This is a genomic window from Burkholderia sp. AU30280 (assembly GCF_020420125.1).
GTDB lineage: Bacteria > Pseudomonadota > Gammaproteobacteria > Burkholderiales > Burkholderiaceae > Burkholderia.
In genome coordinates, this window is sequence record NZ_JAIZRY010000007.1 from 159,393 (window position 1) to 185,735 (window position 26,343).

The 26,343-nt window shown below is 60.1% G+C and carries 24 protein-coding genes and 2 tRNA genes; 13 read left to right on the top strand and 13 right to left on the bottom strand.

The features are described 5' to 3' along the window. Positions 1-336: 336 nt before the first annotated feature. The 4 genes from LGN17_RS17835 to LGN17_RS17850 form a co-directional block, all read right to left on the bottom strand. The gene (locus LGN17_RS17835; RefSeq protein WP_226197959.1) at positions 337-696 is read right to left on the bottom strand and encodes a hypothetical protein; all 360 of its coding nucleotides are present in this window, start codon (positions 694-696) and stop codon (positions 337-339) included. Between the two features lie 148 nt (positions 697-844). Next, positions 845-2,812: a caspase family protein gene (locus tag LGN17_RS17840; protein WP_226197960.1), complete on the bottom strand. Its 1,968-nt coding sequence runs from the start codon at positions 2,810-2,812 to the stop codon at positions 845-847. Continuing rightward, positions 2,809-3,447 carry a hypothetical protein gene (locus tag LGN17_RS17845; RefSeq protein WP_226197961.1) on the bottom strand — a complete coding sequence of 213 codons (639 nt, stop codon included), beginning with the start codon at positions 3,445-3,447 and terminating at the stop codon, positions 2,809-2,811. Before LGN17_RS17845 ends, LGN17_RS17840 begins: the two co-directional genes overlap by 4 nt. A 62-nt stretch (positions 3,448-3,509) precedes the next feature. Beyond that, positions 3,510-4,085 (bottom strand): recombinase family protein, encoded by a 576-nt coding sequence (locus LGN17_RS17850; RefSeq protein WP_226197962.1) that lies wholly within the window; start codon positions 4,083-4,085, stop codon positions 3,510-3,512. A 205-nt stretch (positions 4,086-4,290) separates the two neighbouring features. Here LGN17_RS17850 and LGN17_RS17855 point away from each other — a divergent pair, with 205 nt between their 5' ends. The 3 genes from LGN17_RS17855 to LGN17_RS17865 all read left to right on the top strand — a co-directional run bounded on the left by LGN17_RS17855 (position 4,291) and on the right by LGN17_RS17865 (position 6,231). Then, a complete protein-coding gene (locus LGN17_RS17855) occupies positions 4,291-4,545 on the top strand; it encodes a hypothetical protein (RefSeq protein WP_226197963.1) in 255 nt (84 codons plus the stop codon). 32 nt (positions 4,546-4,577) lie between these two features. Beyond that, positions 4,578-5,246: a hypothetical protein gene (locus LGN17_RS17860; protein WP_226197964.1), complete on the top strand. Its 669-nt coding sequence runs from the start codon at positions 4,578-4,580 to the stop codon at positions 5,244-5,246. A 130-nt stretch (positions 5,247-5,376) separates the two neighbouring features. Further along, a complete protein-coding gene (locus LGN17_RS17865) occupies positions 5,377-6,231 on the top strand; it encodes a hypothetical protein (RefSeq protein ID WP_226197965.1) in 855 nt (284 codons plus the stop codon). Between the two features lie 189 nt (positions 6,232-6,420). Here LGN17_RS17865 and LGN17_RS17870 read toward each other — a convergent pair. Beyond that, positions 6,421-6,497, bottom strand: a tRNA-Pro gene (locus LGN17_RS17870). A 161-nt stretch (positions 6,498-6,658) separates the two neighbouring features. Between LGN17_RS17870 and sixA the strand changes: the two genes are divergently transcribed. Both sixA and LGN17_RS17880 read left to right on the top strand, forming a co-directional pair. Continuing rightward, entirely contained in the window at positions 6,659-7,120 is a 462-nt protein-coding gene (sixA, locus tag LGN17_RS17875) for a phosphohistidine phosphatase SixA (RefSeq protein ID WP_226197966.1), read from the top strand. A gap of 170 nt (positions 7,121-7,290) precedes the next feature. Then, positions 7,291-8,097: a GNAT family N-acetyltransferase gene (locus LGN17_RS17880; RefSeq protein ID WP_011351620.1), complete on the top strand. Its 807-nt coding sequence runs from the start codon at positions 7,291-7,293 to the stop codon at positions 8,095-8,097. A 201-nt stretch (positions 8,098-8,298) separates the two neighbouring features. On the opposite strand, the gene LGN17_RS17885 is transcribed toward LGN17_RS17880, so the two are convergent. Next, positions 8,299-8,469 (bottom strand): hypothetical protein, encoded by a 171-nt coding sequence (locus tag LGN17_RS17885; protein WP_175967592.1) that lies wholly within the window; start codon positions 8,467-8,469, stop codon positions 8,299-8,301. Between the two features lie 136 nt (positions 8,470-8,605). On the opposite strand from LGN17_RS17885, the gene LGN17_RS17890 reads away from it, so the two are divergent. After that, on the top strand, positions 8,606-8,782 hold the full coding sequence (locus LGN17_RS17890) for a hypothetical protein (protein WP_226197967.1): 177 nt from the start codon (positions 8,606-8,608) through the stop codon (positions 8,780-8,782). A 19-nt stretch (positions 8,783-8,801) separates the two neighbouring features. Here LGN17_RS17890 and LGN17_RS17895 read toward each other — a convergent pair whose 3' ends face one another. The 5 genes from LGN17_RS17895 to LGN17_RS17915 form a co-directional block, all read right to left on the bottom strand. Beyond that, the gene (locus LGN17_RS17895) at positions 8,802-10,166 is read right to left on the bottom strand and encodes an MATE family efflux transporter (RefSeq protein WP_226197968.1); all 1,365 of its coding nucleotides are present in this window, start codon (positions 10,164-10,166) and stop codon (positions 8,802-8,804) included. An 8-nt stretch (positions 10,167-10,174) separates the two neighbouring features. Continuing rightward, the gene (locus tag LGN17_RS17900; protein WP_175958504.1) at positions 10,175-10,504 is read right to left on the bottom strand and encodes a DUF2288 domain-containing protein; all 330 of its coding nucleotides are present in this window, start codon (positions 10,502-10,504) and stop codon (positions 10,175-10,177) included. A gap of 76 nt (positions 10,505-10,580) precedes the next feature. After that, positions 10,581-12,200, bottom strand: coding sequence for an acyl-CoA synthetase (locus tag LGN17_RS17905; RefSeq protein WP_226197969.1), 1,620 nt, complete (start codon positions 12,198-12,200; stop codon positions 10,581-10,583). Between the two features lie 368 nt (positions 12,201-12,568). After that, positions 12,569-13,270, bottom strand: a complete 702-nt coding sequence (locus tag LGN17_RS17910) for a peptidoglycan DD-metalloendopeptidase family protein (RefSeq protein WP_226197970.1) — start codon at positions 13,268-13,270, stop codon at positions 12,569-12,571. Between the two features lie 152 nt (positions 13,271-13,422). Next, positions 13,423-14,334 (bottom strand): aldose epimerase, encoded by a 912-nt coding sequence (locus LGN17_RS17915; RefSeq protein ID WP_226197971.1) that lies wholly within the window; start codon positions 14,332-14,334, stop codon positions 13,423-13,425. 478 nt (positions 14,335-14,812) lie between these two features. On the opposite strand from LGN17_RS17915, the gene LGN17_RS17920 reads away from it, so the two are divergent. After that, a complete protein-coding gene (locus tag LGN17_RS17920) occupies positions 14,813-15,643 on the top strand; it encodes an undecaprenyl-diphosphate phosphatase (RefSeq protein ID WP_226197972.1) in 831 nt (276 codons plus the stop codon). A 169-nt stretch (positions 15,644-15,812) separates the two neighbouring features. Then, a tRNA-Arg gene (locus LGN17_RS17925) sits at positions 15,813-15,889 on the top strand. A 591-nt stretch (positions 15,890-16,480) separates the two neighbouring features. Here the strand turns inward: LGN17_RS17925 and LGN17_RS17930 are convergent. After that, positions 16,481-16,711, bottom strand: a complete 231-nt coding sequence (locus LGN17_RS17930; RefSeq protein WP_226197973.1) for a hypothetical protein — start codon at positions 16,709-16,711, stop codon at positions 16,481-16,483. 1,378 nt (positions 16,712-18,089) lie between these two features. On the opposite strand from LGN17_RS17930, the gene LGN17_RS17935 reads away from it, so the two are divergent. After that, a complete protein-coding gene (locus tag LGN17_RS17935) occupies positions 18,090-18,467 on the top strand; it encodes a DUF3592 domain-containing protein (RefSeq protein ID WP_012492498.1) in 378 nt (125 codons plus the stop codon). A gap of 24 nt (positions 18,468-18,491) precedes the next feature. Continuing rightward, complete coding sequence (locus LGN17_RS17940; RefSeq protein WP_048025840.1) at positions 18,492-19,064, top strand: hypothetical protein; 573 nt, start codon at positions 18,492-18,494, stop codon at positions 19,062-19,064. Position 19,065: 1 nt separating this feature from the next. Here LGN17_RS17940 and tssF read toward each other — a convergent pair whose 3' ends face one another. Next, entirely contained in the window at positions 19,066-20,943 is a 1,878-nt protein-coding gene (gene tssF / locus LGN17_RS17945; protein WP_226197974.1) for a type VI secretion system baseplate subunit TssF, read from the bottom strand. A gap of 140 nt (positions 20,944-21,083) precedes the next feature. Here tssF and LGN17_RS17950 point away from each other — a divergent pair, with 140 nt between their 5' ends. Genes LGN17_RS17950 through LGN17_RS17960 form a run of 3 tightly spaced genes read left to right on the top strand, consistent with a single transcriptional unit; the run spans position 21,084 to position 26,342 of the window. Further along, positions 21,084-23,195, top strand: a complete 2,112-nt coding sequence (locus LGN17_RS17950; RefSeq protein ID WP_226197975.1) for a type VI secretion system Vgr family protein — start codon at positions 21,084-21,086, stop codon at positions 23,193-23,195. Positions 23,196-23,206: 11 nt separating this feature from the next. Beyond that, a complete protein-coding gene (locus LGN17_RS17955; RefSeq protein ID WP_226197976.1) occupies positions 23,207-24,550 on the top strand; it encodes a DUF2169 domain-containing protein in 1,344 nt (447 codons plus the stop codon). Further along, positions 24,543-26,342 carry a PAAR-like domain-containing protein gene (locus LGN17_RS17960; protein ID WP_226197977.1) on the top strand — a complete coding sequence of 600 codons (1,800 nt, stop codon included), beginning with the start codon at positions 24,543-24,545 and terminating at the stop codon, positions 26,340-26,342. Before LGN17_RS17955 ends, LGN17_RS17960 begins: the two co-directional genes overlap by 8 nt. Position 26,343 lies beyond the last annotated feature (1 nt).

Consider the following 26,343-nt stretch of genomic DNA (forward strand, 5'->3'; position numbering starts at 1 on the left):
GTTTCGTGCAGGACGCGTCCGATCGTTAGCTAGACATCTAAACGCCGGGACTGCGTATGTGGCACGACACAAAATTACAAATAAATAACAAATATATTAAATTAAGCCTTCGATCAGATGCCGCAGCCGATTAAAGAGGCAGGTCGCGGAATGTAGTTCGATAGCGCAAAGATCATACCAAAGTAAGTTTGGCACAATAACGGATCGGTGACGATTTTTGACCTTCTTCTCGATGCTATCGGTTGGACCGCTCTTTCTCAGATTTTTTTGTGTGTTTCCAATGTCATGTGGCCCCAAATATAGAGTGATTAACTCGCTCGATAAAGGTGGAGCACATCATTGATGTGGATGTTTTCGCTCAGGCACGATCGGCGACAGCGAGTCATTGGCCACAAATTCACTGAGCCGCGCTTGGGCGTCGGCAATGACGTAGGCGGGGAGGTTCAGCAATTGTTCATCGCGGAAGATGAGCACCTTCTGGATCGCGGCCATGCCATCGGCCGTAGTCGTGAATTTGCCTTCAGCCTTGCCGCGGACGGCGCAATCATGGAGTGCCGCTTCAGCAAGCCGAAAAACATCCAGGTCGGTTCGCCCCACGGTCGCTTCGTGAACGTAGTACGCACCATAGACAGCGCCGAACAACTGGGCCACGGCCGAACCGTTGCCCTCGCCGGTCACGAGGGTATGGAATGCCATGTGATGTTCGATGGATTTCCGGCGAGCGACTGATGCCGCGAGAGGTAACAACATCTCTTTCGCCATCGGCCGCCGGGAGCGTGGTGGTCGCCGTTTAATCATACAGAGCAGATGAAACGTTATGGGGGCAACGGTCGCGCAGGCACTCCTACCGCACCGAGGGCGAGCGTGACTCCGACAGCCGACCCGGCGACCCATTGTCGGATTCTTCGTCGTCACACCGCAAATTTGTACCAGCATCCCTTGTGGGTAGACTCTCCAAGCAGAACCATGGGACTCGGTCAGGGTATAAAAATGAAGCCAAGATCGTAGCTGCGGCTATAGTGTCTGTTGACGGTGTTAGAGCAGATCGTGGCCAGAATCGGCTCAAATCGGCCACACGGAAAATGTCGTAGCCTATCGACCACACCAAGTTTTGCCCGCTGCTCATCATATCTTGACCATACTCGGAAAATATAGGGTTGATATACGCAGTGAGAGGCACGCCATCCAGTTTCCATAAGTCGTGGTCGAAAACGTCATTGAGGCAAAGCGTTGGAGCGATCCTCATCAGTACCGTCAACGTTTTATTGGGGCGCTCGATAAGATCGGAGAATTGGGAATACTCGTTTTCGCGTCGTGCAAGCAAGTAATCGAGCGTCGACTCTGGTGGAATATCGCAGCGCGCTAGACGGCCTCGGCAGTTGACAATTGAATTGAACAACAGGCCCGCCAGTTTGTCGGCTTGCTCGTCCAAGCGAAGATGCGCGGCACGGGATAGCGCAACGGCCCAATATGGCGCTTGAGCGTCGCTCATCGTGACTATCGAACCTGTGTAATGTTCAAGTAGAAACTGCAAGAGTTCCGAGAAGAGTGTTTCGGCAGTCGTTCGTCGAGGGTCATCGATCTTGTATAGTCCCGGTGACGCCGCCGTCCAACCCAGCACCTTTGCCACTCGCAATGGCAGATAGAAAAGTTCAGAAAGACCTCCTCCTCGTTTAGCCAGAAGCGCATAGCGATCACTGGTCAAATCGTCCAACAATTTCGAACCGGCAGCAATCAACTTGTCTCCAGTCGTCTCCAAGAAACGTGTTATCGCCCGCTCTGGTAGTTCAGACTGGAGATGCGGCAGCAGACAGACTGCAAGCGTTGCGCTCACTTGCGCCTTCCTGAACACGTCGTCGGAATATTCAGCGCGCTCAAGTACAGCGTCACCAAAACGCTCCAGAAACCCAGCAAGCAAGTCCGGAGTTGAGGTGAGCGGCGATAAGGCTCGCGTCACCACATCGGCGAATGACCTCGGGTGCCACTCGCCACTCACCGACGCATATGCACGCCAAAGATCGTCGTAGCGCTCCCTAGCCGCGCCCATGTCGTTGCCCGGCCATGATTGTACGATCTCACGCAGTGGTTTTGCGGGGTCTTTCCCATAGCGTGGATTACGGCAAAATCTCGGAGGTCCGTAAAGATTCAATCCCCATACGACTGGGGATTGGTCCGTTTCCCTGAGTCGATTTGAAACGCATCTTCCTATTTCAACAAGGTCTAGGACGCTTGCCGTGTCTTGCACGAAATCCCGACCCTCTATGCAGTCTAAAATCGCGTTTGTACCGAAGCCGCCCAAATCAGTTTCCCCCGAAAACTGATTCTGTGCGGACGTTGCCACCAGCGTAATGCCGGGTGTACCAGCGTCGCCAAGCATGTCGGCCTTGAGCAGGACCCCAAGATCGGCAATCAATCCACCACTCTCACATGCATCGATGATGATATTGCTTTGCGTCGGCGCAGCCTCATTAATGCTTCGAAATACGTCAGAAAGAGAAAGGGCAGTTATGGATTGTGCGTCCGACTGAGTATCCCGAATCCACATGTAGAAGCTTCCGGCTCGCACCCCACCATGTCCGGCGAAGAAAAACGTGAATGTATCAACTTTACCGTTCGAGAAGAGAATTTCACGTAGAGCCTGACGGACAGCATCCACCGATGGCGAAAGTAACAGCTTGGAACGCGTTTCGTCGTAATCGCCGACATCAGGGCGAACGAGTACGTCGTACATCCTCCGGGCGTCTGCCTCGGCACCGCTGAGGTGAGTAGCGTGATCGTATTCGTTACATCCAATCGAAAGCAAAATTCTCACGTATCGTCCCCATAGCGGACAAATTTGGCCTTACGTTCTATTTCCCGGGCGACTGCCTCTTCTCTCTTTCGAAGCAAAATATCGTCGACGCGCTGCTTGAATTCGGGCGAGGCGGCGCTCAAAGCGTTCGTCATACGAGAAACAGCTTCCGGCCCCGCGTGAATTTGAGGGAGCGCCACCTCTCCGTTTCGATTCGCAATCAATTCAATTTTTTCTATCATTTCAAGGAATGCGTTTTCTATCGAACCCGCAGCTTGCGCATCGATTGCGTTGCCTGTCTGTTCACAAGCAGACGATACTGTCGAATAGAGCATGGTGGCAAACTGACGATGCATTGAGTCAAGAAGGCTTTGGATATTGCGATGAATAGCATCAAGGTCGTTATCCACCAAATCTTGAAACTGCGTCTCGACCATCGAAGAGTGTTGCCGAGGTTGCCCGACAACCGCTTCCGGGGCGCCGGGGTGTACCCAGCCACCGCGGTGGAGAAAACGGAGCGAATTCTCAGCGGACATGTATTGACCAACGGTTCTCTTATGCTGCTCAGATACTAGTCGCAGAAAGGCTTCGTCGAAGGCTTCAGCCCCCGCTTCATCAACAAAATAGTCGTGATCGCTTGCTGGCTTATCTTCCATATATGGGTGCCTCCGTGCATTCCATTGCGGAAATCGGTATGTCGCAAACTATACAACTCCAACTAGCCGCGCTGTGCCACTTTCAGTATGGTTGGGTGCGACACCGCATATTCCTTTGCGAGTCCTCGGGCGGTGGCACCTGTCGACAGTTTCTGCAGAATCTCGGTCTTTTGCTCCGTCGTTAGAGCGTCTCTGCGGCCCAGTTTCTTGCCCTCGGCTTTCGCGCGCGCCAGTCCCGCATGTGTGCGCTCGATGAGCAGGTCGCGCTCGAACTGAGAAACAGCCGCGAGCACCGTCATGTGTAGCTTTCCGGATGCGCTGGTCAGATCGACACCCTTGAGCGCAAGACAATGGACGTGAACGCCCATCTCGGCCAGCCGCTCGACTGTCGCGAGCACGTCGGTTGTGTTGCGGCCGAGTCGGTCTAGCTTGGTAACGACGAGCGTATCGCCATCGTCCAACCGTTCCAATAACTTTGAAAAGCCGGGGCGCTCGGAAGTCGGCACGCTGCCGGAAATGGTCTCCGTGACCGTGTGGCGGGGCTGAATGGCGAAACCCGCGCTACTGGCTTCCAGCAGTTGATTGTCGGTAGTCTGCTCGGCCGTGGACACGCGAGCGTAGAGGAACGTGCGGGACATGATTTCACCGGTAAACAAACGTGGAAATCATATTATACGGTAATAAATTGTCCTGGCTGGGATTGATTACCGCCGCCGGGGTGGTTCTCACATCGGTCAGAAACCGGACGATTGATTTCCGCGTTGCTCCGTCAGCTGTGGTTCGGCGTCGCTTCGCAATGCGCTGGTATCATTGGCAACCTAATTTTCTCGAGATATTGGACGCATGGAACTCGTGTACATCGATGCGAAGGGTGAGCAGATTCGTTGGGCGGTTGAAGAACGGCAGGCCGGTGTCAGTTACCGGCTGGTTGATCAAGCTGGAGGGCCGACTTCGATTACCGTCAAAGCATCCGAGAATCGGTCGGTTTCATTTCACTCCTTCGATGGCTTTGTAATCGAAGGCGACGACGTGTACTGCGTTGCGTTGCTCACCCCTGACCACAAGGTTAAGGTTGGTAGCGCACCGCAGGTCGTTTGATTCGTTTCCGCACGCCAGCGACGGGGTTACCCTTGGACTTATTTGATCTTGATCACACGCTAATTGGCACTGGCACTATTTTCCCAAACAGCATCGAGGGCCGGGATTGGATCGCCTTTCACTGCACCTCAACGTACTACGCCCCTGCCATCGAAGCGAACGGTTTCTCGTCCACAAAACCGATTGATCCGAACGATCTCGCTCTTCTTCAAACTCTGTCTAAGCGTTGTGGCGTGGATACGAGTGGGGTGGATGGTTTTCTCGCCCTGAGGACAATCAGCTTCTCGCCCGTCGCAGAGCTTGCACTTTGCTATTCTGATCCGGCTACACGGGGAGGGCAGGGTCTTAAATTTGTGAATGCCGTCGCGAACGAACTCCTGACGAACCATGCACCCGCGCTGGATAACCAGGAAAGAGCAAGACTCAATGACATCCTTGGCCTCATCGCAACGATACAAAATAGCGATGCGGTAATATACGCGGTCGATTTTCAGGGTCTCGACAAATCGATGGCCCATTACGACTCCGTACTGAAAACAATCAAGGCGACAGCAGCTCTACCGCCGGACCGTATCGTTGCCAGGCTTCTAATCCCGGGGGTCGTGAATTGTGCTTCAATCAATCAAACCGCGCATAGAGAAAGACTGCAACGAATCTTCTGGTCACCTCAGCGGCACTTCCTGAAAGAGATGAAGGCTTAATTGCTCTCGAACGCAAGCCGAGGCAATAATCGATCTCGCCGAAGTTCCCCTCATCCTCGCCGCCTTGCAGTTTGAAGTGCTCGTCGGTTAGCTACGCTTCGAGTCAGCGTCGTCTTTCAACGGATAGATCATGACCACAGTTGCTATCTGGTACCAGGAAGGCTACCCGACGCATCCCATATGGGTCTGCTCAGACTCTCGAATATCGGACAGCCATACGGGCGAGACGGCTGGAGAACCGATGCCTCTGCTTCGGCACAGCCCGAAGATCTTCCCGCTTCCAATCAAGTGTATGGAGCACGGCACGGTACCCGGCGCAGTTGCTTTTCAGCACACAATCGGTCTCGCCTACGCCGGGAGCAGCTTGTTTGCTGTCAATCTATACGCTGCCCTTGTCCCTATCCTCACAAACTTGAGGGGCAGCCAAGGTGCCAAGGCATCGATCCGAAACGTGGCGGAGTTGGCCCGGACGTTTCTGTTGGAGTTTGTACGGGCGTACGGAGAGGGACGCTGCGCCATTGGTCACGTCGAAATAGCACTGTTTGGCTTCTGCAAGGCAGACGATACTCGTCGCGTTTTCGTTTTAACACCAATGCTAGAAGCCGGTCCCGGCGGGCCAACCCCCGTGGTGAGGCTCGACGAAATAGACTTTGCCTCGACCGAGCACGTGTTTCTTATGGGGAGCCACAAGTCGGCAATACTTGAAAGCATTCACTCGCTGCGACGGGATCGGCCAGCCGGATCTTCGTTTCGCCAGCTCGGGCCTCGCGACGCGATCCGAGAAGCCATAAAGGAACGTCGCTTCGCTGACATCGGAGGAACAGTGCAACTGGCTCAAGCAAACACACATGGTGTCTTGCAGTTCATGGACCTCGAAAGACCCACCGAAGACGGAGTCGCGACGAACTTTAAGTATCTCGGATTTGATCTTGACGAAGTCGGGAACGTTGGGCCGTGCTGGTTTGCGCTGCCCGCTGTAATGTAATGCCGCTGGCTACGGACGCTACGCAGCGGCGTTTGGGTTCGGTGTGGCTGTGCCAGATGCAACCGGAGACAAAGCGCATGTCCGACAGCGTTCGGTGCAGTTCGGCCACTTTTCCGGTAACACATCGGTAACCGGCCAAGGAAATGAAAAAAGGACTTACGGCTCAACACCGTAAGTCCTTGATTCCTTTGGTCGGAGCGATAGGATTCGAACCTACGACCCTCTGATCCCAAATCAGATGCGCTACCAGGCTGCGCTACGCTCCGACGAGCCAAAGATTGTATCGTCGAATGTCCGATCCGGTCAATCCCTATATGCGGGTAAATGCCGCGGCGGCGAACCTTCCGCAATTTGCGACAATTCGGACGGTAATCGGCGCGCCCGGACGCATAGGCGCGGGGCCGCTCGCCGAAGCAAGGAGAACACCATGATGAACCTGATCCTGTGGCGCCACGCCGAAGCCGAAGACTACGCGACGAGCGATCTCGCACGCCAGTTGACCGTCAGGGGGCGCAAGGATGCGCAGGCGATGGCCAAATGGCTGCGTGGCCGGCTCGAGACGAACGCCGTGATCCTCGCGAGCCCGGCGGCTCGCACCGTGCAGACCGTCGAGGCGCTGACCGACCAGTACCGGACAGTCGACTCCCTCGCGCCGGGCGGTAGCGTCGACGACGTGCTGGCGGCGGCCGGCTGGCCGGAAGGCATCGCGCCGACGGTCGTGATCGTCGGGCACCAGCCGACGCTCGGCAGCGTTGCCGCGCAACTGATCGCCGGCGGCGACGACAGCTGGAGCGTCAAGAAGGGCGGAATCGTGTGGCTGGCGAGCCGCACGCGTGACGGCAGCCGGCAGGCCGTGCTGCGCGCGATATTGACGCCCGACCTGCTGTGAAGCCGGCCTGACGGGCTTTGAAGGGATTCATCATACGGTTTCGCAAGCTTTCTGCTAAAGTCAATTCGGCGACACGTCATTGAAAGGACACGGTCGTGCCACATAACGGTCACGGCCGATTACTACATTGGCGGGCATGTCGTCCTATTCCTTACGATCAGGAAAGCCTAATGCGAGAACTGCCGACGCCTACGCTCCCTTTTGCCTCGCTGCCCCTCGACACGTCGCGGCGCCACCTGCCGCGCGCTGCTGAAACCGTCACATCGGAGTATCGCCTGCGTGCCGCGTGGGCGCGTACGGAAGACGAATTGCGCGAAGCCCAGCGCCTGCGTTACAGCGTGTTCGCCGAAGAGATGGGCGCGCAGGTCAGCGGCCCCTCCGGTCTCGACGTCGATCCGTTCGATGCGTATTGCGACCACCTGCTGGTTCGCGATCTCGACACCCTGAAGGTCGTCGGCACGTACCGCGTGCTGCCCCCGCACCAGGCGGCGCGTGTCGGCCGCCTGTACGCGGAAGGCGAATTCGACCTGTCGCGCCTCACGCATCTGCGCGGCAAGATGGTCGAGGTCGGCCGCTCGTGCGTGCACAGCGACTACCGCAGCGGCGCCGTCATCATGGCGCTGTGGGGCGGCCTTGGCGCATACATGATGCAGAACGGCTACGAGACGATGCTCGGTTGCGCGAGCGTGTCGATGGCCGACGGCGGCCACTATGCGGCGAACCTGTACCAGTCGCTGTCGGCAGGCTCGCTGACGGCGCCCGAATATCGCGCATTCCCGCACACGGCCCTGCCGGTCGACGAACTGCAGACAGGCACCGTCGTGGCGCCGCCGCCGCTGATCAAGGGTTACCTGCGTCTCGGCGCGAAGATCTGCGGTGCACCGGCCTGGGATCCCGACTTCAACTGCGCGGATTTCCTGACGCTGTTCCGCCTGTCCGACATCAACGCGCGCTACGCCCGTCACTTCCTGGGCTGAGCCGCCGGAATCGCGTTGTGCCCGTCCGGGCGCGCGCAAGCGAACGCCGTCGCGTGGTACGAGCCGCGCGACGGCGTTCGTCCATCTGACCAACGCGTGTGAATCGGACCCTGTTAATTTCGGCGCTACGCAGTTTCCGGCGTACCGCGGGACGGTACGTTCGAGAACGGCCCGGAGAAGGGCCGGGTGGCAGCGGCGCGCTTAGTGCTTGCGCCGCCAGTCGAGCAGGTGGTGTTCGGCCATCCAGTGATGGATCATCCCTTCGCCGTGATGGCTGCGCTTGTATTCGCGCGACTCGAAGAACGACAGGGCGACGAGCACCATCAGACCGACGAACAGGCCAATCAGGCCGGCAATTTCTTCAGACGACATGGCAGCCTCCTTTCCTCGGCTGAGTGCCATGCGTACATAGTAGGACATGCGCGGCCCGACTCCGAAACGGGAATTCCGCTAGACTCGGCGCGGTCCCGGCGTGCGATGGGCGCGCCGATTTCCGGAGCCATACCCGATGACCCGTTTCATGCTGGCCGTGCTGGCCGCATCTTTCCTCGCCGGCTGTACCAGCGATCCGCATCAGGCCCATCGCGGCCATCCGCCGGAAGATCCGGCCGACTATCATGGCGTGCCGACCGACATGACGCCGCCGTCGATGCTCGACGCGCCGCCGCCGAAACCCACGCAGTAATGGCCGGTTCGGCCCGCCGTCAGGCGCGGGCTGCGGGCGCGTCGGCGCCGATGTGCCGCAACAGCGCCGGCAGGTAGCGCGCCAGCGTCGCGCCGCGTGCGGCCATGAACAGCAGGAGCGCGAACCAGAGGCCGTGATTGCCGAACGTGCCGACCGCGGCGAGCGTGGCCACGACGAAGATCGAGAGCGACGCGACCATTGCACGCATCAGCGATTGCGTCTGCGTGGCGCCGATGAAGACGCCGTCGAGCAGGAAGCCCCAGACCGACACGATCGGCGAAATCGCGGCCCACGGCAGGTAGCGCAGCGCCACTTCGCGGATCTCGGCCTGGTCGGTCAGGCGTGCGACGATCCAGCCCCCAGCGGCCCAGTACACGAGCGCAAACAGCAGCGCGCCGAGCGCTGACCAGAACAGCGTGACGCGCACGGCCTGCCGGAACGCGCGGCGGTCGCGCGCACCGGCGGCCGCGCCGACGAGTGCCTCGGCCGCATGCGCGAAGCCGTCGAGGCCGTACGCCATGAACGTCTGGAAATTCAGCAGCAGCGCGTTTGCCGCGAGCGTCGCATCGCCCTGCTTCGCACCGAGGTGCGCGAACCAGCCGAATGCGCCGAGCAGGCACAGCGTGCGCAGGAAGATATCGCGATTGAGCGCGATCAGCCGCTTGAGCGCGACGCGGTCGGCAAGCGCACGTACCGCGATCGGGCCAAGGCCGCGCGGCCGCAGCCGCCACAGCATCCATGCGCCGAGCGCGAAGCCGCATGCGTCTGCGGTGGCCGTCGCGGCGCCGATGCCGGCAATGCCCCAGCCAAAGCCATACACGTAGAGCAGCACGGCGCCGATGTTCACCGCATTGATGAACACCTGCGCGACGAGCGCGAGCCGCACGCGCTGCGTGCCGAGCAGGTAGCCGAGCACGACATAGTTCGCGAGCGCGAACGGTGCGGCCCAGATGCGCGCATGGCTATACGCAAGCGCCGTTGCACGGACGGCATCGCTGCCGCCGAGCGCGGACAGCGCAAACGACAGCAGCGGCACCTGCAGCGCCAGCACCGCGGCGCCGAGTGCGAATGCGACGATCAACGCACGCAGCAGGTTCAGGCGGATCCCGGCGGCGTCGCCGGCACCATGGGCCTGCGCGACGAGGCCGGTGGTCCCCATCCGCAGGAAACCGAACCCCCAGAACACGAAACTGAAGAACAGCCCGCCGAGCGCGACACCACCGAGGTACTGCGCGCCGTCGAGGTGGCCGGCGACGGCCGTGTCGACCGCACCGAGGATCGGCTGCGTCAGGTTCGCGAGGACGATCGGGAACGCGAGCGCGAGGACACGCCGATGCGTGACGGCGGCCGAGCCGGCCCCGTGCGGTAACGCGGATTCGGACATGGGACGCGTCAGGCGCGTTCCTGCACGCAGACCCACGGCGATACGACGACCGCCCACAGCTCCGGGTTGCGCGCCGCGTAGTCGGCGGCGGTTTCGGCCGGCATGCGCGCGACGAGGCCTGCCGACAGCCAGCGCGTGACCTGCTCGGCATCGTCGGCAGCAACGGCTTCCGCGACGCTGACGAGATCGAGGTCGCGTGCGACGGACAGCAGCTTGCCCTGCGCGAAGAAGCGTTCGAGATCGCACCAGTCGATCTTGGCGGTTTCGCCGAGGAGTTTGGCGTAGAGCGGGCTGTGCGACGCGCTCGCGTCGGAGTGGTGATCAGAGGAAGAGGACATCGTTTTCTTGGAATGACTGCGTAGTGGCGCCACTATAAACCATCCGGCCGGGCGGGCGGCGCGGGTGGCGGCCGGCCTACGCGTCGCGCAGCGCGCGGCGCACGATCTTGCCGGTCGCGGTCATCGGCAGGCTGTCGACGAATGCGATCGCGCGCGGATACTCGTGCGCGGCAAGACGTGTGCGCACATGTGCCTGCAGCGCCTGCGCGAGCGCGTCGTCGCCGGTGTGGCCAGGATTCAGCACCACGAACGCCTTGACGATCTCGGTGCGCGTTGCGTCGGGCACGCCGACGACGGCCGCCATCCGCACCGCAGGATGCGTGAGCAGGCAGTCCTCGATCGGGCCCGGGCCGATCCGGTAGCCGGCGCTCGTGATCACGTCGTCGTCGCGGCCGACGAAGCGCACGAAGCCGTCAGCGTCGATCATGCCCGTGTCGCCAGTGAGCAGGTAGTCGCCGGCGAACTTGTCGCGCGTTGCGTCGGCGTTACGCCAGTATTCGAGGAACATCACCGGGTCGGGGCGGCGCACCGCGATGCGCCCTTCGACGCCGGGCGGCAGCGGCGTGCCGTCCGCGTCGACGATTGCGACCGCATGGCCGGGCACCGCCTTGCCGATCGCGCCTGGCTGCGCATCGAACAGCGCCGCGCACGACGACAGCACCATGTTGCACTCGGTTTGCCCGTAGAACTCGTTGATCGTCACGCCGAGCGCGTCGCGCCCCCAGGCCGTCAGTTCGGTGCCGAGCGATTCCCCGCCGCTCGCGACGGATTTCAGCGACAGCGCGTAGCGTTCGCGCGGTGCCGGGACGGAGCGCATCAGCTTCAACGCGGTGGGCGGCAGGAATGCATGGGTGACGCCGTGCCGTGCCATCAGCGCGAATGCCGCGTCGCCGTCGAATTTTTCGAAGCGGCGCGCAAGCACGGGCACGCCGTGATGCCATGACGGCAGCAGCACGTCGAGCAGGCCGCCGATCCATGCCCAGTCGGCCGGCGTCCAGAACAGGCGCGCGTCGCGCGGGAAGCACTGCTGCGACATCTCGACGCCCGGCAGGTGGCCCAGCAGCACGCGATGTGCGTGCAGCGCGCCTTTCGGTTTGCCCGTCGTGCCGGACGTATAGATGATGACCGCCGGATCGTCGGCGGCCGTATCGACCGGTATGAAATCGGGCGTTTCGGCGGCGAGCGCCGCATCGTAACGCAGCACGCCCGGATGATCGGGCGCATCGTCGCCGATGCAGTAGACGGTATGCAGTGCCGGCAACCGGGCGCGCAGCGGCGCGATCTTCGCGTAGCCGGCCGCGTCGGTGACGAGCGCAGCCGCCTCGCTGTTCGCGAGCCGGTATTCGAGCGCATCGATGCCGAACAACGTGAACAGCGGCACCGCGATCGCGCCGAGCTTGTACGCGGCGAGGTGCGCGATGGCCGTTTCGGGGCCCTGCGCGAGAAAGATGCCGATGCGATCGCCTCGCCCCAGGCCTGCGCGCACAAAGCTATTCGCGAGCCGGTTAGAGGCGTTCCTCAGGTCGTCGAACGTGAGGCGAAAAACGTCGCCTTGCGCCGTTTCGTGGATCAGTGCGAGGCGTCCGCTGCCGTCTGCCCATTTGTCGCAGACGTCCACGCCAATGTTGTAGTGCGCGGGAATCTCCCACGCGAAGCGGGAGAGCAGGTCGTCATAGCAGTCGGCGGCGGGCAGCATCGAGGTGTCTCCTAGAGGCGAACGTGGTGTCGAGCGAACGGCTTACATCAGGATTTCACGCAGACGAATCCACAATGGCATCTGAAGGTAGGGAATCTTCGTACTCGTCCAATAGCCTCGGCTCAGTGCACGATTCCACAATGACGCATAAGATCACTAAAAAATCAGTGTGTGACCATGGATTTGCTTCTGATAGCTGCGGGGTTCAGCCTGATCGGAATCGGCGTACTGGTAGCGTTTGCTCGCCACGTCGATCCGTTGTCCGGCCGTTTCACCGGACGTCTGCGCAAGCGCTGACATCACCTTTTCCGATTCTCACGCCGACGGCACGCGATGCGCGCCGGCATCGCGTGTCGCCCATCGGGCGCTCAACGTGCCGGCAGGTAGCGTGACGGGTCGATCGATCGGCCGCCGTAGCGCAACTCGAAATGTAACGCGACGCGATCGCTGTCGCTGTTGCCCATCTCGGCGATCGACTGCCCCTGCGTGACCGACTGGCCTTCCTTCACCAGCAGCGCGCGGTTGTGCGCGTAGGCGGTCAGGTAGTCGGCGTTATGCTTGAGGATGATCAGGTTGCCGTAGCCGCGCAACCCGTTACCGGCATAGACCACCACGCCCGGCGCGGCCGCGACCACTGGCGTGCCCGGCGAGTTGGCGATGTCGATGCCCTTCGATTTCGAGCCGTCGAACGTGCGGACTACGTTGCCGGCTGCCGGCCAGACCAGCGCGATGCTCGTGGCCGGCTTGACGGCCGATTCAACCGGTGCGGAAGGCGCAGGGCGGGCACGGCCGGCACTCCCGGTGCCGATGGTCGACGGCGTCGACGCGGTGGTCGTGCCGGGCGGCGGCGCGACGCGCAGCACCTGGCCGACTTCGATCGCATCGGGGTTCGTCATCTGGTTCCAGCGCACGATGTTCGATACCGACGTGCGGTTGTCGCGCGCGATCTTGTAGAGCGTATCGCCGCGCTCGACGCGATAGAACCCGGGGCCGACAGGCGCGGAGCCGCACGCGACGAGCAGGGCGGCGCAGGCGGCTGCGAAGAGTCGCTTCGTTGTTGTTCCGAACATTGAACCTCGCAAAACCCTGCCGCTCGTGACGCGGCAGGTAACACAAAACATCCGATTTTAACGGGTTCGACCCGCGTACCGCAGTTTGGGCCGTCGCCGGGGCTGTCGCGTGCCGGCTTGGCACGCTGTGAATTGATGTCCCAGCCGTCGAATCAGCCGGCGAGCGGGAGGACACGAATCCGCAGGGTGGCCGTTTCGGTCGCGCCCGGCGCGAGCATGCGCAGCCCGAGGCCGTTGTGGATCGCATCCGGGAGGCCGAGCCACGGTTCGACGCAATAGAAGTCCGAATCCGGCTTCTCGGTCCAGGTCGTGACCGCGAACCACGGGATCGAACCCGGCACGTCGAGCGCGATCTCGATCGTGCGGCGGCGGCCCGGCATCACGATGCGCACCGGCGTGGACGGCACGCCGTCGAGGCAGTGGAAGCGGTCGAGGATGTCCGGGTTGTCGAGCTGATAACGGGCTTCGCCCGGTTCGGGCGTGCTGATCGAACCGTCCGCCTGCTGCATGCAACGATGCGTCGGCGGCAGTTCGAGCGTGGTTTCGGCGCGTTCGCCGTGCGGCAGCGCGAAATAGAAATGATGGCCGGCGTAGTAGGGCAGCGGCGTGTCGCCGCGATTGATCGTCGTCAGCGCGACTTCGAGCGTATGGGAGTCGGCCAGCCGGTAGGTCGTTTCGAACCGGAAGTCGAACGGGTAACTGGCACGCAGCGCGTCGGTCGCGTCGAGCGTCATCGACAGCGCGGCGCCGTCGGCCGACGGCTGAGCGGCGAACGGCAGGTCGCGCGCGAAGCCGTGCATCGGCAGGTCGCGCACCACGCCGGCGGCGTCGCGCCAGCGGCCGAGCTCGCCGTCGACGCGGTGACGGCCGAGGAACGGGAACAGCAGCGGGTTGCCGCCGCGCACGCGTGCGAGGTTGCTCCAGTCGGCCGTTTCCGGCCAGAAGATCACCGGTTCGCCGTCGACGTGCCATGACAGCAGGCGGCCGCCGAATTGCGGAGCGACCCGGATGAGCGACGGGCCGGCGTGAAGTTCGTGAATGTCGTGTTGCTGGAAAGTCGGCATGGCGAATCGGCTTGGGCGGGTGGACGGGAACGGCGCGCTCCATTATCGGGCCGTGGCGGCTCGGGGAAAACCCTTCTCGGGAAATCGCGAGTTTTTAAGACTGTCAACGGTCGGGATAATGCCTCTAAACCGGTGACGTTGCCGGGTCATGACACTTCGTGGAGGGGGCCATGGATCTGGCAATGGCAATGGGACTCGCACTGTTCGGCATGTTCACCGGCAGCACGGTATTATTTTTCTATCAGCTCGGCCGCTGACGGCAATTCCTGCCGAAGTCGAAAGGCCCGCCATGCGAATGGCGGGCTTTTTGCTTTCCGAGTGCTTACAAATTGCAAGCGTTTGTGTGCATTGCCGCAATATCCAGCCAAATGCCTTGGCGGAGTAATCCGGGCTCGGCATAATCGGGGCGCGTTTTTTCGGACGCGCATCGCGTCGTCCGCTTCTCTTTCCGCTCAAACTTCACTAAAAGGACCGACGCGTGAGTCTCTGGTTTCTGGTATTCCTGAGCGTCCTGCAGGGCGTCACCGAACTCTTCCCTGTCAGCAGCCTTGGCCATACGCTGCTTGTGCCGGCACTGTTCGGCATGCACATCGACAAGCACGCACCGCAACTTCTGCCGTTCCTCGTCGCGCTGCACCTCGGCACCGCGCTGGCGCTGCTGTGGTATTTCCGCGCGCGCTGGATCGCGCTGATCGGCGGCTTCTTCGCGCAGCTCGGTGGTCGCAGGAACGACGACGGACACCTGATGTGGGCGCTCATCATCGGTACGATCCCGACCGGCATCGTCGGGCTGCTCCTCGAAAAGCGCATCGAGCGCGTGTTCCATGACCTGCGGATCGTCGCGATCGCGCTGATCGTGAACGGCGTGCTGCTGTGGCTCGGCGATCGCATCCAGCGTAGTCGCGTGCATCAGGCGCCTGAGAAGATGACGTTCAAGCAGGCGTTCTTCGTGGGTCTCGCGCAGATCGGCGCGCTGATTCCGGGTTTCTCGCGCAGCGGGCTGACGATGATCGCCGGCAATGCGGCAGGGCTGACGGCGGAGAAGGCCGCGGAATTCTCGTTCCTGCTCGGTACGCCGATCATTTTCGCAGCGGGTGTACTTGAGCTACCGAAGCTGTTCCATGCGCGCGACCAGCTCGCCGATGCGCTGCTCGGCGGCGTGCTGACGGCGATCGCCGCGTACCTGAGCGTGCGGTTCCTGATGCGCTACTTCGAAGGGCGTGGCCGGCTGGCTTCGTTCGGCCTGTATTGCGTGATCGCCGGCGTGTTCTGCCTCGGCTGGTTCATGCTGCATCCGCAGCCGGTTTGATGCTGCGAAGGCTGGTCTCGCGTGATGTGACGCGATGATCGGGTATAATTTCGGGCTCGGCTTCATGCCGGGCCCGTTTTGTTTCGGGGCTTCGGGTTGGGTGGTTGTTGCTGTCGATCGAAGCCTTGCGTCAAATGCGGTCCGGATTGGCCGTGTCTTTTCTCCCCGACCGCCCTTAGCTCAGTTGGATAGAGCAACGGCCTTCTAAGCCGTAGGTCACACGTTCGAATCGTGTAGGGCGGGCCAGTGAAATCAGCGCGTTAGCTGATATTTCAAATTCCCCATTCGCTGTAGACATGCTCGTGTAGGCAGCGTGTAGGTGTTTGCAGTCAATCCGAATCGCAAGCAATCTACGTGCAACTTGCCGCCTTCACTGACACGTTGATGGCGTTGTACGCTGCATGCCGAGCCGGTCGTGCGACAAGGTCGAGGCTCGGTGCTTGGCCGGCTGACCGTTGACGTCTGTCGATGTCACCGCAGATGCCAAGACTCCCAAAGTCTTGGCATTCTTTATGCCGCTTGGGCGTCGGGTCGCGGGGACAGAGCGCGATAAAATCAATTGGAGTGCGGTGGGGGTATGCTCGCCGGAGACTGACTGGATTGAAAGCAAATCGCACAATGGCCAATTTATCTGATGGACAGCCTGCCGCTCGTGGTAATTCCGCGCAGGAGTATCACGCATACCCACGATGGGAGCCATGCCGATGGCTACGCAAAGGTTTGTGCTGTCACCAAGGCTGCCCGCGACATGCAGATCACGGCGAACGTCCTCATCATTTGTACGTACCCACCGCGAACATTGCGACGAGTGCGAGGCCCAGCCCGATCAGCACAAAGTTAGGGGGATCCGAGATAACGGAAACTCCTGAGCGAATTGCGCCGACGCGGAAATGCATCGACGGAGCGGCCATAGCTGGCCGTGTTCAGGAAGGTGATATGTGGCTGAAAGAAATTGGAATCCAGCACAAGTGCGGGATGCTCGCCGATCGTTAAAAATTGGTTGATGTGCCAATTGGCAGTGGTGTATGCGAATTGATCGATCGGATCTGCGGTATCGTACAAAGGCAACGAGTGGATGCTGAAATTTTTTCGTGGGTGTCGCGACATCTGCGCGAAGTAGATCAATTACGCGGAGTAAGGGCATTGTCAGTTGACCCAATTGAAACGAATACGCGAGGCGCTTTTGCCGTACGGATTGAAGCTGCTGAAATCCGATTGGCGAGGATGGAATGCTCAATATCGCTTCCGTTGCAGCAATGGACACGAGGTCAGTCGATCCGGTTCGCATCTGTACTACAACCTCATCGCATGTCCTACCTGCCGTGATGAGGAGTTGCTGCGACAGCTTGATCAACTTGCGCGACAGGCCGGCGGGCGTTGTTTGTCCGCCAAGTATGCCGGTCGTACGGCGCGCTACCGGTTCGTTTGCCGTGAAGGACACACGTTCGAGAAGACGGCTAGCAACTTGCAGAAGGGATCGTGGTGCGTGGTGTGTGCGCGTGCGGAGCATTCAAAGCGGATGTCCGATCCGGATGGGATGAAGCGCCTGCGTGCGGTCGCTCGGAATCGCGGCGGGAAATGCTTGTCTACGACCTATACAAAGCGTTCAGATCGTTATCGCTTTCGATGTGCGGAAGGGCACGAATGGGAGACAGTCGGGTATGAGGTGACGAGAGGCGCGTGGTGCCGTGAATGTGCTAATGCGCGGAAGTCGGTAGCGTACCGTCGTGCTGACGGCTTCCAAGCGATGCAGGCTCATGCGTTGAAACGTGGCGGTATTTGTCTTGCGACCGAGTACATCGGAAACGATGCCTATTACCGGTTTTGTTGCGGGCATGGTCACGAATGGGATGCGCAGGGAGCGAAGATCTTTCGAGGATCGTGGTGCCCGAGATGCCAGAACCAGGGCAACGTATATGACATCTCCGATATGCGCCGTTTAGCGAAAGCACACGGTGGTCGGTGCCTCTCTCGTACCTACAAGAACGCCGCGACGAAACTTGAATGGGCGTGCGCACATGGCCATCGCTGGTCGGCAGTGCCGGCGGCAATCGTTGCGGGGAGGTGGTGCCGTGTGTGTGCGTACGATGGCCGGAAGCTAGGGTTGAAGCTGATGCGAACAATCGCAAGGGAGCGCGGCGGTCGATGCGTCTCGACGGACTATGTGAACTCCAGCACGAGGCTTGAGTGGGAATGCCATATCGGGCATCGTTGGTTCGCGACGCCGAATACGATTCGAAACGGGCACTGGTGTCGACTGTGCGCCTACCTGGAGATGACGACAAATCCCAAGACCATTCGCAAGCGCCGCCACTTGCCGACCAAGGTCTGATAGCTCACCAGGCGGACAGTCTGGCGTCCAGGGGAGGATGTTTTAGAATTTGGCAGGCTGATACGATCAGCATGGAGCACCCGAATAATTGTAATGAATGTAAACGAGGGCGTCATGTTTAAGGGCATCAGTGCCATTGTGATTGGGGTGGGCCTTCTTGTCGCTGCTGCAATCAGTGCACAGTCGACTAGAGAGTTTCTTCGAACGTCGATTGTGGTACCGGGCCTTGTCGTTAAGCTCAATGCTGGCGGGTACCATCCCGAGATTCAATTCACCACCAAGACGGGACAGCAAATTTCGTATCCGCAAGGCGGGATTGTCACGAAGGTGGAGCTCGGTCAGCGAGTCGAGGTGCGATACCAAGCCGACGATCCTGATGGCAGCGCAACGATGAATGTCTTCGCCGCGATCTGGGATTCAACGATTGTTTTTGCCTTCATGGGTGCGGTTGCGATCGTGTGCGGAATAATGAATCTGCCGTCACGGACATAACGAAAAGCAGAAGAGAGAGGGCGTATGTCGTATCTTCGGAAGAGCAAGTGGAAATATGACACTGGCGCGGGCGGTGGGGTGAGCGTTGACATCGTAGTTGCGACGGGTGGAAATATCGTTCTCACTGATCCTCAGAAGCATTCGCAAAGCTTCTACTACGGTGGTGTGGGCATTGGTTACGGTTGGGGCGCGAAGATTCCGAAAATCAAGTTGCCGAGATTCACAATTCCCGAGTTGAAATTGCCGAGTTTCGGTAGCCACGACGCAAGTGCGGCTGGTTCGACGTATGATTTCCCGAGTCATGGAACCGTTTACATGACAAGTGCGTTTAAGGGCAGCGAGCTTACGCGATCGGATTTACAAGGCGGAACCGTCTATCTTGATGGCTACGGCGGGGCAGTTGTCGCGCAGGGGGGGACCGTCATGCTGTTGGGCATCAATCCAGCATTGCTTGCGCTGGGCCTGACGAGCCCAGCCATGTCGATGATTCTGGCAGAGGCCATTGCGGATGCTCCGGCGCTGCTCTTCATGCACGGTCTAACGGCTGGTTTTCAGGCCGGTTTTGGTGGCGGTATTCTGGCTGGCTATCTTCACTGACCTATACCAGCGGTTGTGTCCCAGGGCGTGGAGCGCACCGCAAAAGCTCCTTGCCGCTTTCGGCCGATAACACGACGAGTTGAACGTAGCTGTTTGACTGAGCGTACGGGCCGAAGAACCTGTCCATGACGGCCGAGAACCGATGCAGGGCGACATCTCGTGTCGCAGCCTCGGAGAACGAAAGCAGGATCTCCACACCGCGGACAAATGACGGGAAGTGATTGTCGAGAGACATCCACCTGATCGCCGGTTTGTAGTCGAGGGATACGATCGCGTCGATGCAACGTTGGGCAACCACGCTGGAACGCGGGGCATGGAAACGGAGAAACTCCTTCAGCGCGGGTAGTCCGGTCCGCGTCAGGTCGAGCGGATGTGGCGCCAGTGCCGACAGGACGCGCCAAAGTGCACCGCCACGCGGCAAGGCAGCCGGCAAGGTGGGGCGGGAGAGCAGCATGATCGGGCACGCCAATGCCGAACCCTCGTACAGAAGATCGCTATCCGGGGCACCGATCGGCAACCGGGACGGCATTGCTCCGTTGGTTGCCAGGACATCGACATCGACCTGAGGGTGTCGCGGATGAGCGGTTTGACCCTTTAAGTCGACCAACGCCAGTTGCGATTCCGCCAGCGCGCCGTCCGGCATGGCTTCCGGATCGCGGTAGGCCAGCCAATAGATGGCGGACGAATCTGTGGGCCGCGCGTGACTGAATGCACGATACGGCCACACCTGCGTGCGCGGTGCCGCGTGTGAAGCGATGGCGGCCTTGTCTTTGCCCGACTTCATACGCTCGCCCAGATACACGGCTTCAACCGAGTAGACGCTCAGCGGAATGCCGGTTGCCAACGGGGTCGGCGTGATCGGATAGGTGGCATCATGACTGGTTAGCTGGATAGGCGTTGCCGCGCGTTCGAACAGGTTGACGACCGGCGTGCAAAACAATCGGAACGTGCTGATGTTCAGCGTTGCCAGGATCTGAGCGGCGCCGGAATCATGGGCGGTGCCTTGCACGGCGACGTGAAGCGTCAGTCGTCGAGCTGCTTCGGCGCGCGCGGCGCGACGCATTCGACCCAGGTCGATGTCGACGAAATCAAACTTCTCGGGGAAGGCAAAATACTCGATCAGATGCCGGAACGATTGTGCGCTTGTATCGTCTTTGTTCGGCAACAATCGCTCGCCATCGGCAAAGCCGGCCGGCTCAATGGGGACTTTCGACAAGCGGGTCCAGCATCCGCTTTCGTCCACCTCCAAGTAGGCGGCCGATGCACGAAGCAATAGCGTATCGGAAAGCGCGGCGACGAGCGGCCGCTCTCCGGACAGATGTACCCGCACTGGGGCGGACGGAATGGCGTCATCGAATGCTTGCGACGCGGATTCGCTTGTAAAGGTAATCGAAATGATCCCCGTCACTTCTGCCGGGATACGCGCCGCTGCTGGCGCAAGCGTCGCTGGAGAGTAGCTTGCCGAGTGAATACGCAATGGCGACAACGTGACGTCGTAGACGGTACGGAAGCGGCACGGTGCAGCATTGGCGTCCAGCATCGTGCCGCGCGCTATCGTCAGCGGTTCGGTAAGCTGACCGAACAGAACCGATGGGTCGAACGAGGCAACCGCGCATGACGGGACCGTGCGCAGATACTGCGGATAGGCAATTCCGAGAAGGGCCTCGGTGAATTGCGGGTAATCGTCATCAAGCTTCGCATCGACACGAGCGGCTAGCAGCGCGAACGTCTGTACCATCCGGTCGACGTGCGGATCTTCGACGTGACCGCCAGACATGCCGAGGCGTGCTGCAATCTTCGGAAAGCGTCGAGCAAAGTCCGCAAGACTGTGTGCAAGCAGTCCGACTTCACGTTCGTAATGTGACAGCAGGTGGTCCATTCGCTGAAAATATTCAACAGTCCGCGATAATCAGTCCCCGTTTTACGGAGCCGACATCTAGTCCAAATGGCGCGCAGCCATATTAAAATGGCCGCGCCGACAAAAAACTGCCCCTCCGCTGAGAGATTCCGAGGCTACATATGCAAATGTCCGAAATTGCGAGCTTCTTCCAGCTCCAGAGCAATCGCCTGTTTACGATTGAAACGCCATTGAAAGGTCGATCGGATCTCGTGCTCGTCGATTTCCATTGTACCGAGGGGTTATCTCAGAATTTCGAGATGCACGTCCGGCTCGCGTCGCAGGACAAGAATATCGAGCTGAAGAAGTTGATCGGCCAACCTGTGACAATCACGTTGCAGTTGACCGATGCGCTCGCCAGCTCGGAAGAGCGCTATTTCCACGGTTACGTCGCAGCGTTTTCACATCAGGATACCGATGGCGGCTTTGCGATGTATAGCGCAACGATCCTGCCGTGGCTCTGGATGCTCTCTCGCCGGCAGGACATTCGGATCTTTCAGGAAGAGAATACAGAGGCGATTCTTTCGCGCGTGTTTCGCGAGTACGGCAAGCTCGCGTCGTTCGAGTTCCGGCTCTCGAAGGGAACGCAGAATCGCAGCTATTGCACGCAGTACAGGGAAACCGACCTAGCCTTTGTCGAACGGCTGATGCGAGAGGATGGCCTGTTCTATTACTTCGAGCATGCGAAGGATGGGCACAAGCTGATCATCGCCGATAACTCGGTGACCGCGAAGCCGATCGACGGGCGCAGTCCATCGCTGCAATATAACCAGGGCGAGGCGATGGACAATCTTGCCGTCATCACGTCATTTCAAGCGCAGCGTCAGCTTGCGCCGGACACGGTCGGACTGAAAACTTTCGACTACAAGATTCCTCATGCACGGCGATTCGTGTCGGGTGGAACGGAGGTCAATCAAGGCGACGTACCGTCCTACGAGATTTACGACTACCTCGGCGAGCATGGTTTCGCTGACAGTGATCGGGGTGAAGAGCTCACGCGCTTCCGGACGGAAGCGCTGGCTGCACACAGTAAAACGTTCGTCGGGGTGACGACGGGGCGGCGGATGATGCCGTGCCGATACTTTGAGCTGGACGACCACTACGATCACGCCAGTACCAAACAGGAAGACCGGCAATTCTTGTTGCTGACTGTGTCACACACAGGCACGAACAACTATGAGCCTGGTGAGGGGAGTTCGGCGTACTCGTGCAGCTTCACCTGCATTCGCAAGAAAATTCCGTATCGCCCGGCGTTCGAGGGCGAGCGTCCGACGATCGTCGGGCCGCAAACGGCGATCGTCGTCGGCCCGAAAGGCGAGGAGATTTATACGGATAGTCTCGGTCGTGTGAAGGTGCAGTTCCACTGGGATCGTCTCGGCAAACGCGACCAAGGGAGCTCCTGCTGGGTGCGGGTGAGCCAGCCGTGGGCGGGCAGCGGTTTCGGGATGATTCAGATTCCGCGAATCGGGGATGAGGTGGTCGTGAGCTTCCTGGACGGAAATCCAGACCGTCCTCTGGTGACGTCGCGCGTTTACAACTCGCAGAACATGCCGCCGTGGGCATTGCCGGCTAACGCGACGCAGAGCGGGATTCTGACGCGTTCGACGAAGACCGGTAACGTCAACACAGCCAATGCGATTCGCTTCGAGGACAAGAAGGGCGAGGAAGAGGTCTGGCTGCACGCCGAGAAGGATCAGCGCATCGAGGTCGAGCACGACGAGTCGCATTGGGTAGGTAACGACCGCACCAAGAATATCGATCACGATGAGATGGTGCACGTCGGTCACGATCGTACTGAAACGGTCGACAACAACGAGACTATTCATGTTGGCGTGGATCGCACTGAAACTGTTGGCAACAACGAGACGCTGACAGTGGGCGGCAATCGAAACGAGACGATCCATGGGATGGAGAATCTCCTGATTGCACTGACGTCGACGGAGACCGTGGGGCTTGCGAAGGCGTTGACAGTCGGTGGCGGGTATCAGGTGACCGTGGCCGGTGCGGTGAACACGTCGGCGGGGCTGGCCAGCGCTGAAGAAGTCGGCCTGTCGAAGACTACGATGGTCGGCAAGACGTACACGATCACGGCTGGCGACCGTATCGAGCTCAAGACCGGTAGCTCGGTGCTCATTATGGAGAGCAACGGACACATCACACTGCGCGGCACGCAACTGCTAATCGAGGGCTCAGGGCCGGTGCAGATCAACGGCAAGGATGTTGACGTCAACTGACGGGAGCGGCGATGGAGTTCTCCAATCACACGCCTTTCCCGGCATTGGCGTTCGAGTCGTTTGCGCCGAACGGCGCATCGTTCCATACCGTTGTATTGCGGCAGACTTTTGAGTTGCGCAATGGCTCGTTGGTGCTGGTGCAGGAACAAAGGCCGCTCGCGACATCAGATCGCTTCCACGGCGAGCCGAATCAGTCCAGCGTGGCAGAGGAAAGCGATCTCGCGCCATATAAACCGCTTTGCGATGTACTGATGAACGGGACGGCCTATGCGCCGCAGGGGAGACCGTTGCCGCGCTTCGTGGCGGGGATTCGAATTGTGTCGGCACCCATGCGATCCGACGATGACGCGGGTGTGCCGACAACGAAAGTCTTGCTGGATCGCAGGCTGTCCGTGACCGGCCCAAGGTACTTTGCTCGGCGGTCGATGTTTGGACGAAGCATGAATCGGCTCGTGAAGATCGCCTCGCTCGGCATCGTGCGTCCCGTCGACTGGTGGCTGACGCCGCCAGAGCCAATCGCAGCGCTGCCTATGCGTTACGAATACGCATGGGGCGGGCAGTGTCGGGTCGACGCGCAGGATCCGGCTGCGAAACGTGTGCCGAAGGCATCCCGGCTTGATGACAAACAGCAAGCTGCGCATCCTGATCCAGACAATGTTCCAGTCGGGCATACGGCGTGTGAAGACAATCCGATCGGACTGGGCTTTGCTGAACGCTGGTTTCTTGCCGCGACGAAGCAGCAGAGGATCGCTGCTCCGCAGATCGAAGTCAGCAGTGAACCCATCTCGGTACAGGCGTGGCTCGCGGCTTCGAACGGGCAGGTGCAACCGTCGCTGCGTCCGGCTGGCTTTGGCATTGTCGGGAAAGCGTGGCGATCGAGGCGTGTGCTTGCTGGCACCTACGACGATCAGTGGCTCGCTGAGCGTCATCCGGGCTTGCCCGACGATTTCGAATTCAGATACTGGAACGGCGCACATCCGCTGATGCAGGTGCCGCACCTGAAGGGTAACGAGACGATCGTGCTGACGAATCTTGTTCCCGCCAGCACGCGCGGATCGACCGTCGACGAGCGGGGCAATACGATCCTGCGCATCGCCTTGCCGGGCCATCTGCCGATGGGATGGGTCTATACCGACCAGACGCTCAAGTTCGCGCCGCTGCTCCTCGATACGCTGTCTGTCGACGTATCGGATACGGCGAAGCCCGTGGTGACGTTGGTGTGGCGTGCGACGCTGATGAAGTCCGTGCGCGCGCAGCGTTTCGAGGCAAGGTTTGTGAATCATACCGACCTGGAGCGGCTTGCTGCGGTTTCGCCGGTAACTTCGATCGGATCGACGGGGGCGCAACATGGCTGAACCGTTGGAAATTACCGTTACCGGTGACGCAGGCGATGTTTTCCGTGAGCACTTCAACATCCAGAGTGTCGAGCAGGCCCGTGACGCGGTAAAGAATCTGGATGCGCTATGGAACACACCGAATCCGTGGAGCGACCGTCCCGACCTGCGGGACATCTTTGACGAGGCAGGGAAGTCAGTTCAAAGGCGCTTTGAAACCGGCGTCTATAAGCCACAGGATAAGGCACAACCCTCCGATCACTTCTCCACGGGCAATCGGATTGCGTCGAGACAGGACGGTAGCTTCAAGGCGGTCAGTAGCACGCCTGATGTCTGCAAGACGCCGATGGGCAGTTCGACGCCGCCGGTGCCCTATCAGGTTATCTCGGATCTGAGCGGGTCATCCGGCATCGTGCCGAGCGTGCGATTCAACGGAAAGCCGGCGTACGTGCTCGATCAGAGTGTGGTTCCGACATGTACCGGCGACGAAGCGGGTTCGGCCGATGGAGTACGTTCCGGTACGGTCGGAGGCGAGACCAAGCCGACGAAGGGAAGCACGACGGTTCGCGCGGGTGGTCATCCGGTTATTCGCGATGGTGACCCATGCACGATGAATTCCGGTAACTGTACTGGTACCTACGTAACCGCGCCCGCGCCGGGAAGCTCGGTGGACGCGAGCGGGAACGTCGTGGGGGATGCTAATCCGCCACCCGAGAAGGGTGTGATGCATCAGGTCGGTGGGTTCTTCAAGGGGGCCGGGGGTGCGGTGTGGGATATGGGTAAGGGCTTGGTCGGGTTAGGAGTCGGAGCGGCCAAGTTATCGCCCTTGTCGCAGGCCGCCGAGGGCTTGTCCGATCTGACGGGCCTGTACGACTATCACGGCTACTCGCAAACGCTGGACTCCGCCGGAAAGACGGCACAGGCGATCTACGATCATCCGGGGGCGATCGTCGATGGCATTACCAAGCCATATATGGAGGCGTGGAATAGGGGCGATGTCGGCGAGGCATTCGGCCGTGGCGCGATCGACATCGGTGGGTTGTTTGTCGGCGGTGTCGGTGCTGCCGGCAAAGTCGGCGAAGTGGGGAATGTCGCAGGCAAGGTCGGAGAGGCGGCTAACGCTGCCGGTAAGATTGGTGAGACTGCGAACGTGGCCGGAAAAGTGGGCGAAGCCACGAATGCAGTGGGCAAGATGGGGGAGACGGCTGACGCGGCGGGCGCAGCCGGTCGAACGGGAGACGCTGCGAACGCCGCAAAAGCGGCGGACACTGCGGGTGAGTCGCAATTGGGTCGAGGAGCAGTTGGCGACGATGCGACAACAGCAGGTACGAAGGCGGCGGGTGATGCTGCGGGTACCAAAGCTCCCGTTGTCCCCAAGAGCGAATTCGATAAGTTGGCAGATATTTCCGGAGATGGGATTCGGGTCAAGCCTTCGGGAGGAGCCTGGAAGTATCCGCCAAACTGGAATAGCTGGATCAAGAAGGGAGGGAAAATTGTCACCCACGAAGATGGATCGGTGACATATATCCGCAAGGATGGCGTGCAGGTCACTTACAACAAGGAAGGATTTCCCGATTTCTCGCCGCATGCTACCGAGTCGGTCGAGATTGACGATATGCAGTTTAACCACACAAGCGACTTCAGAAAGGCCAACGAGAAGATAGGACTGACAGGAAGCGATCCGCCCGATGGATTTACGTGGCACCATGTGGAAGACGGCAAGACAATGCAATTGGTACCGCAATCAATTCATAACGTTGCCGAAGGTGGTTTCCCTCATGCCGGCGGTGTGTCTGTCGGTGGCGGCGGGTAAA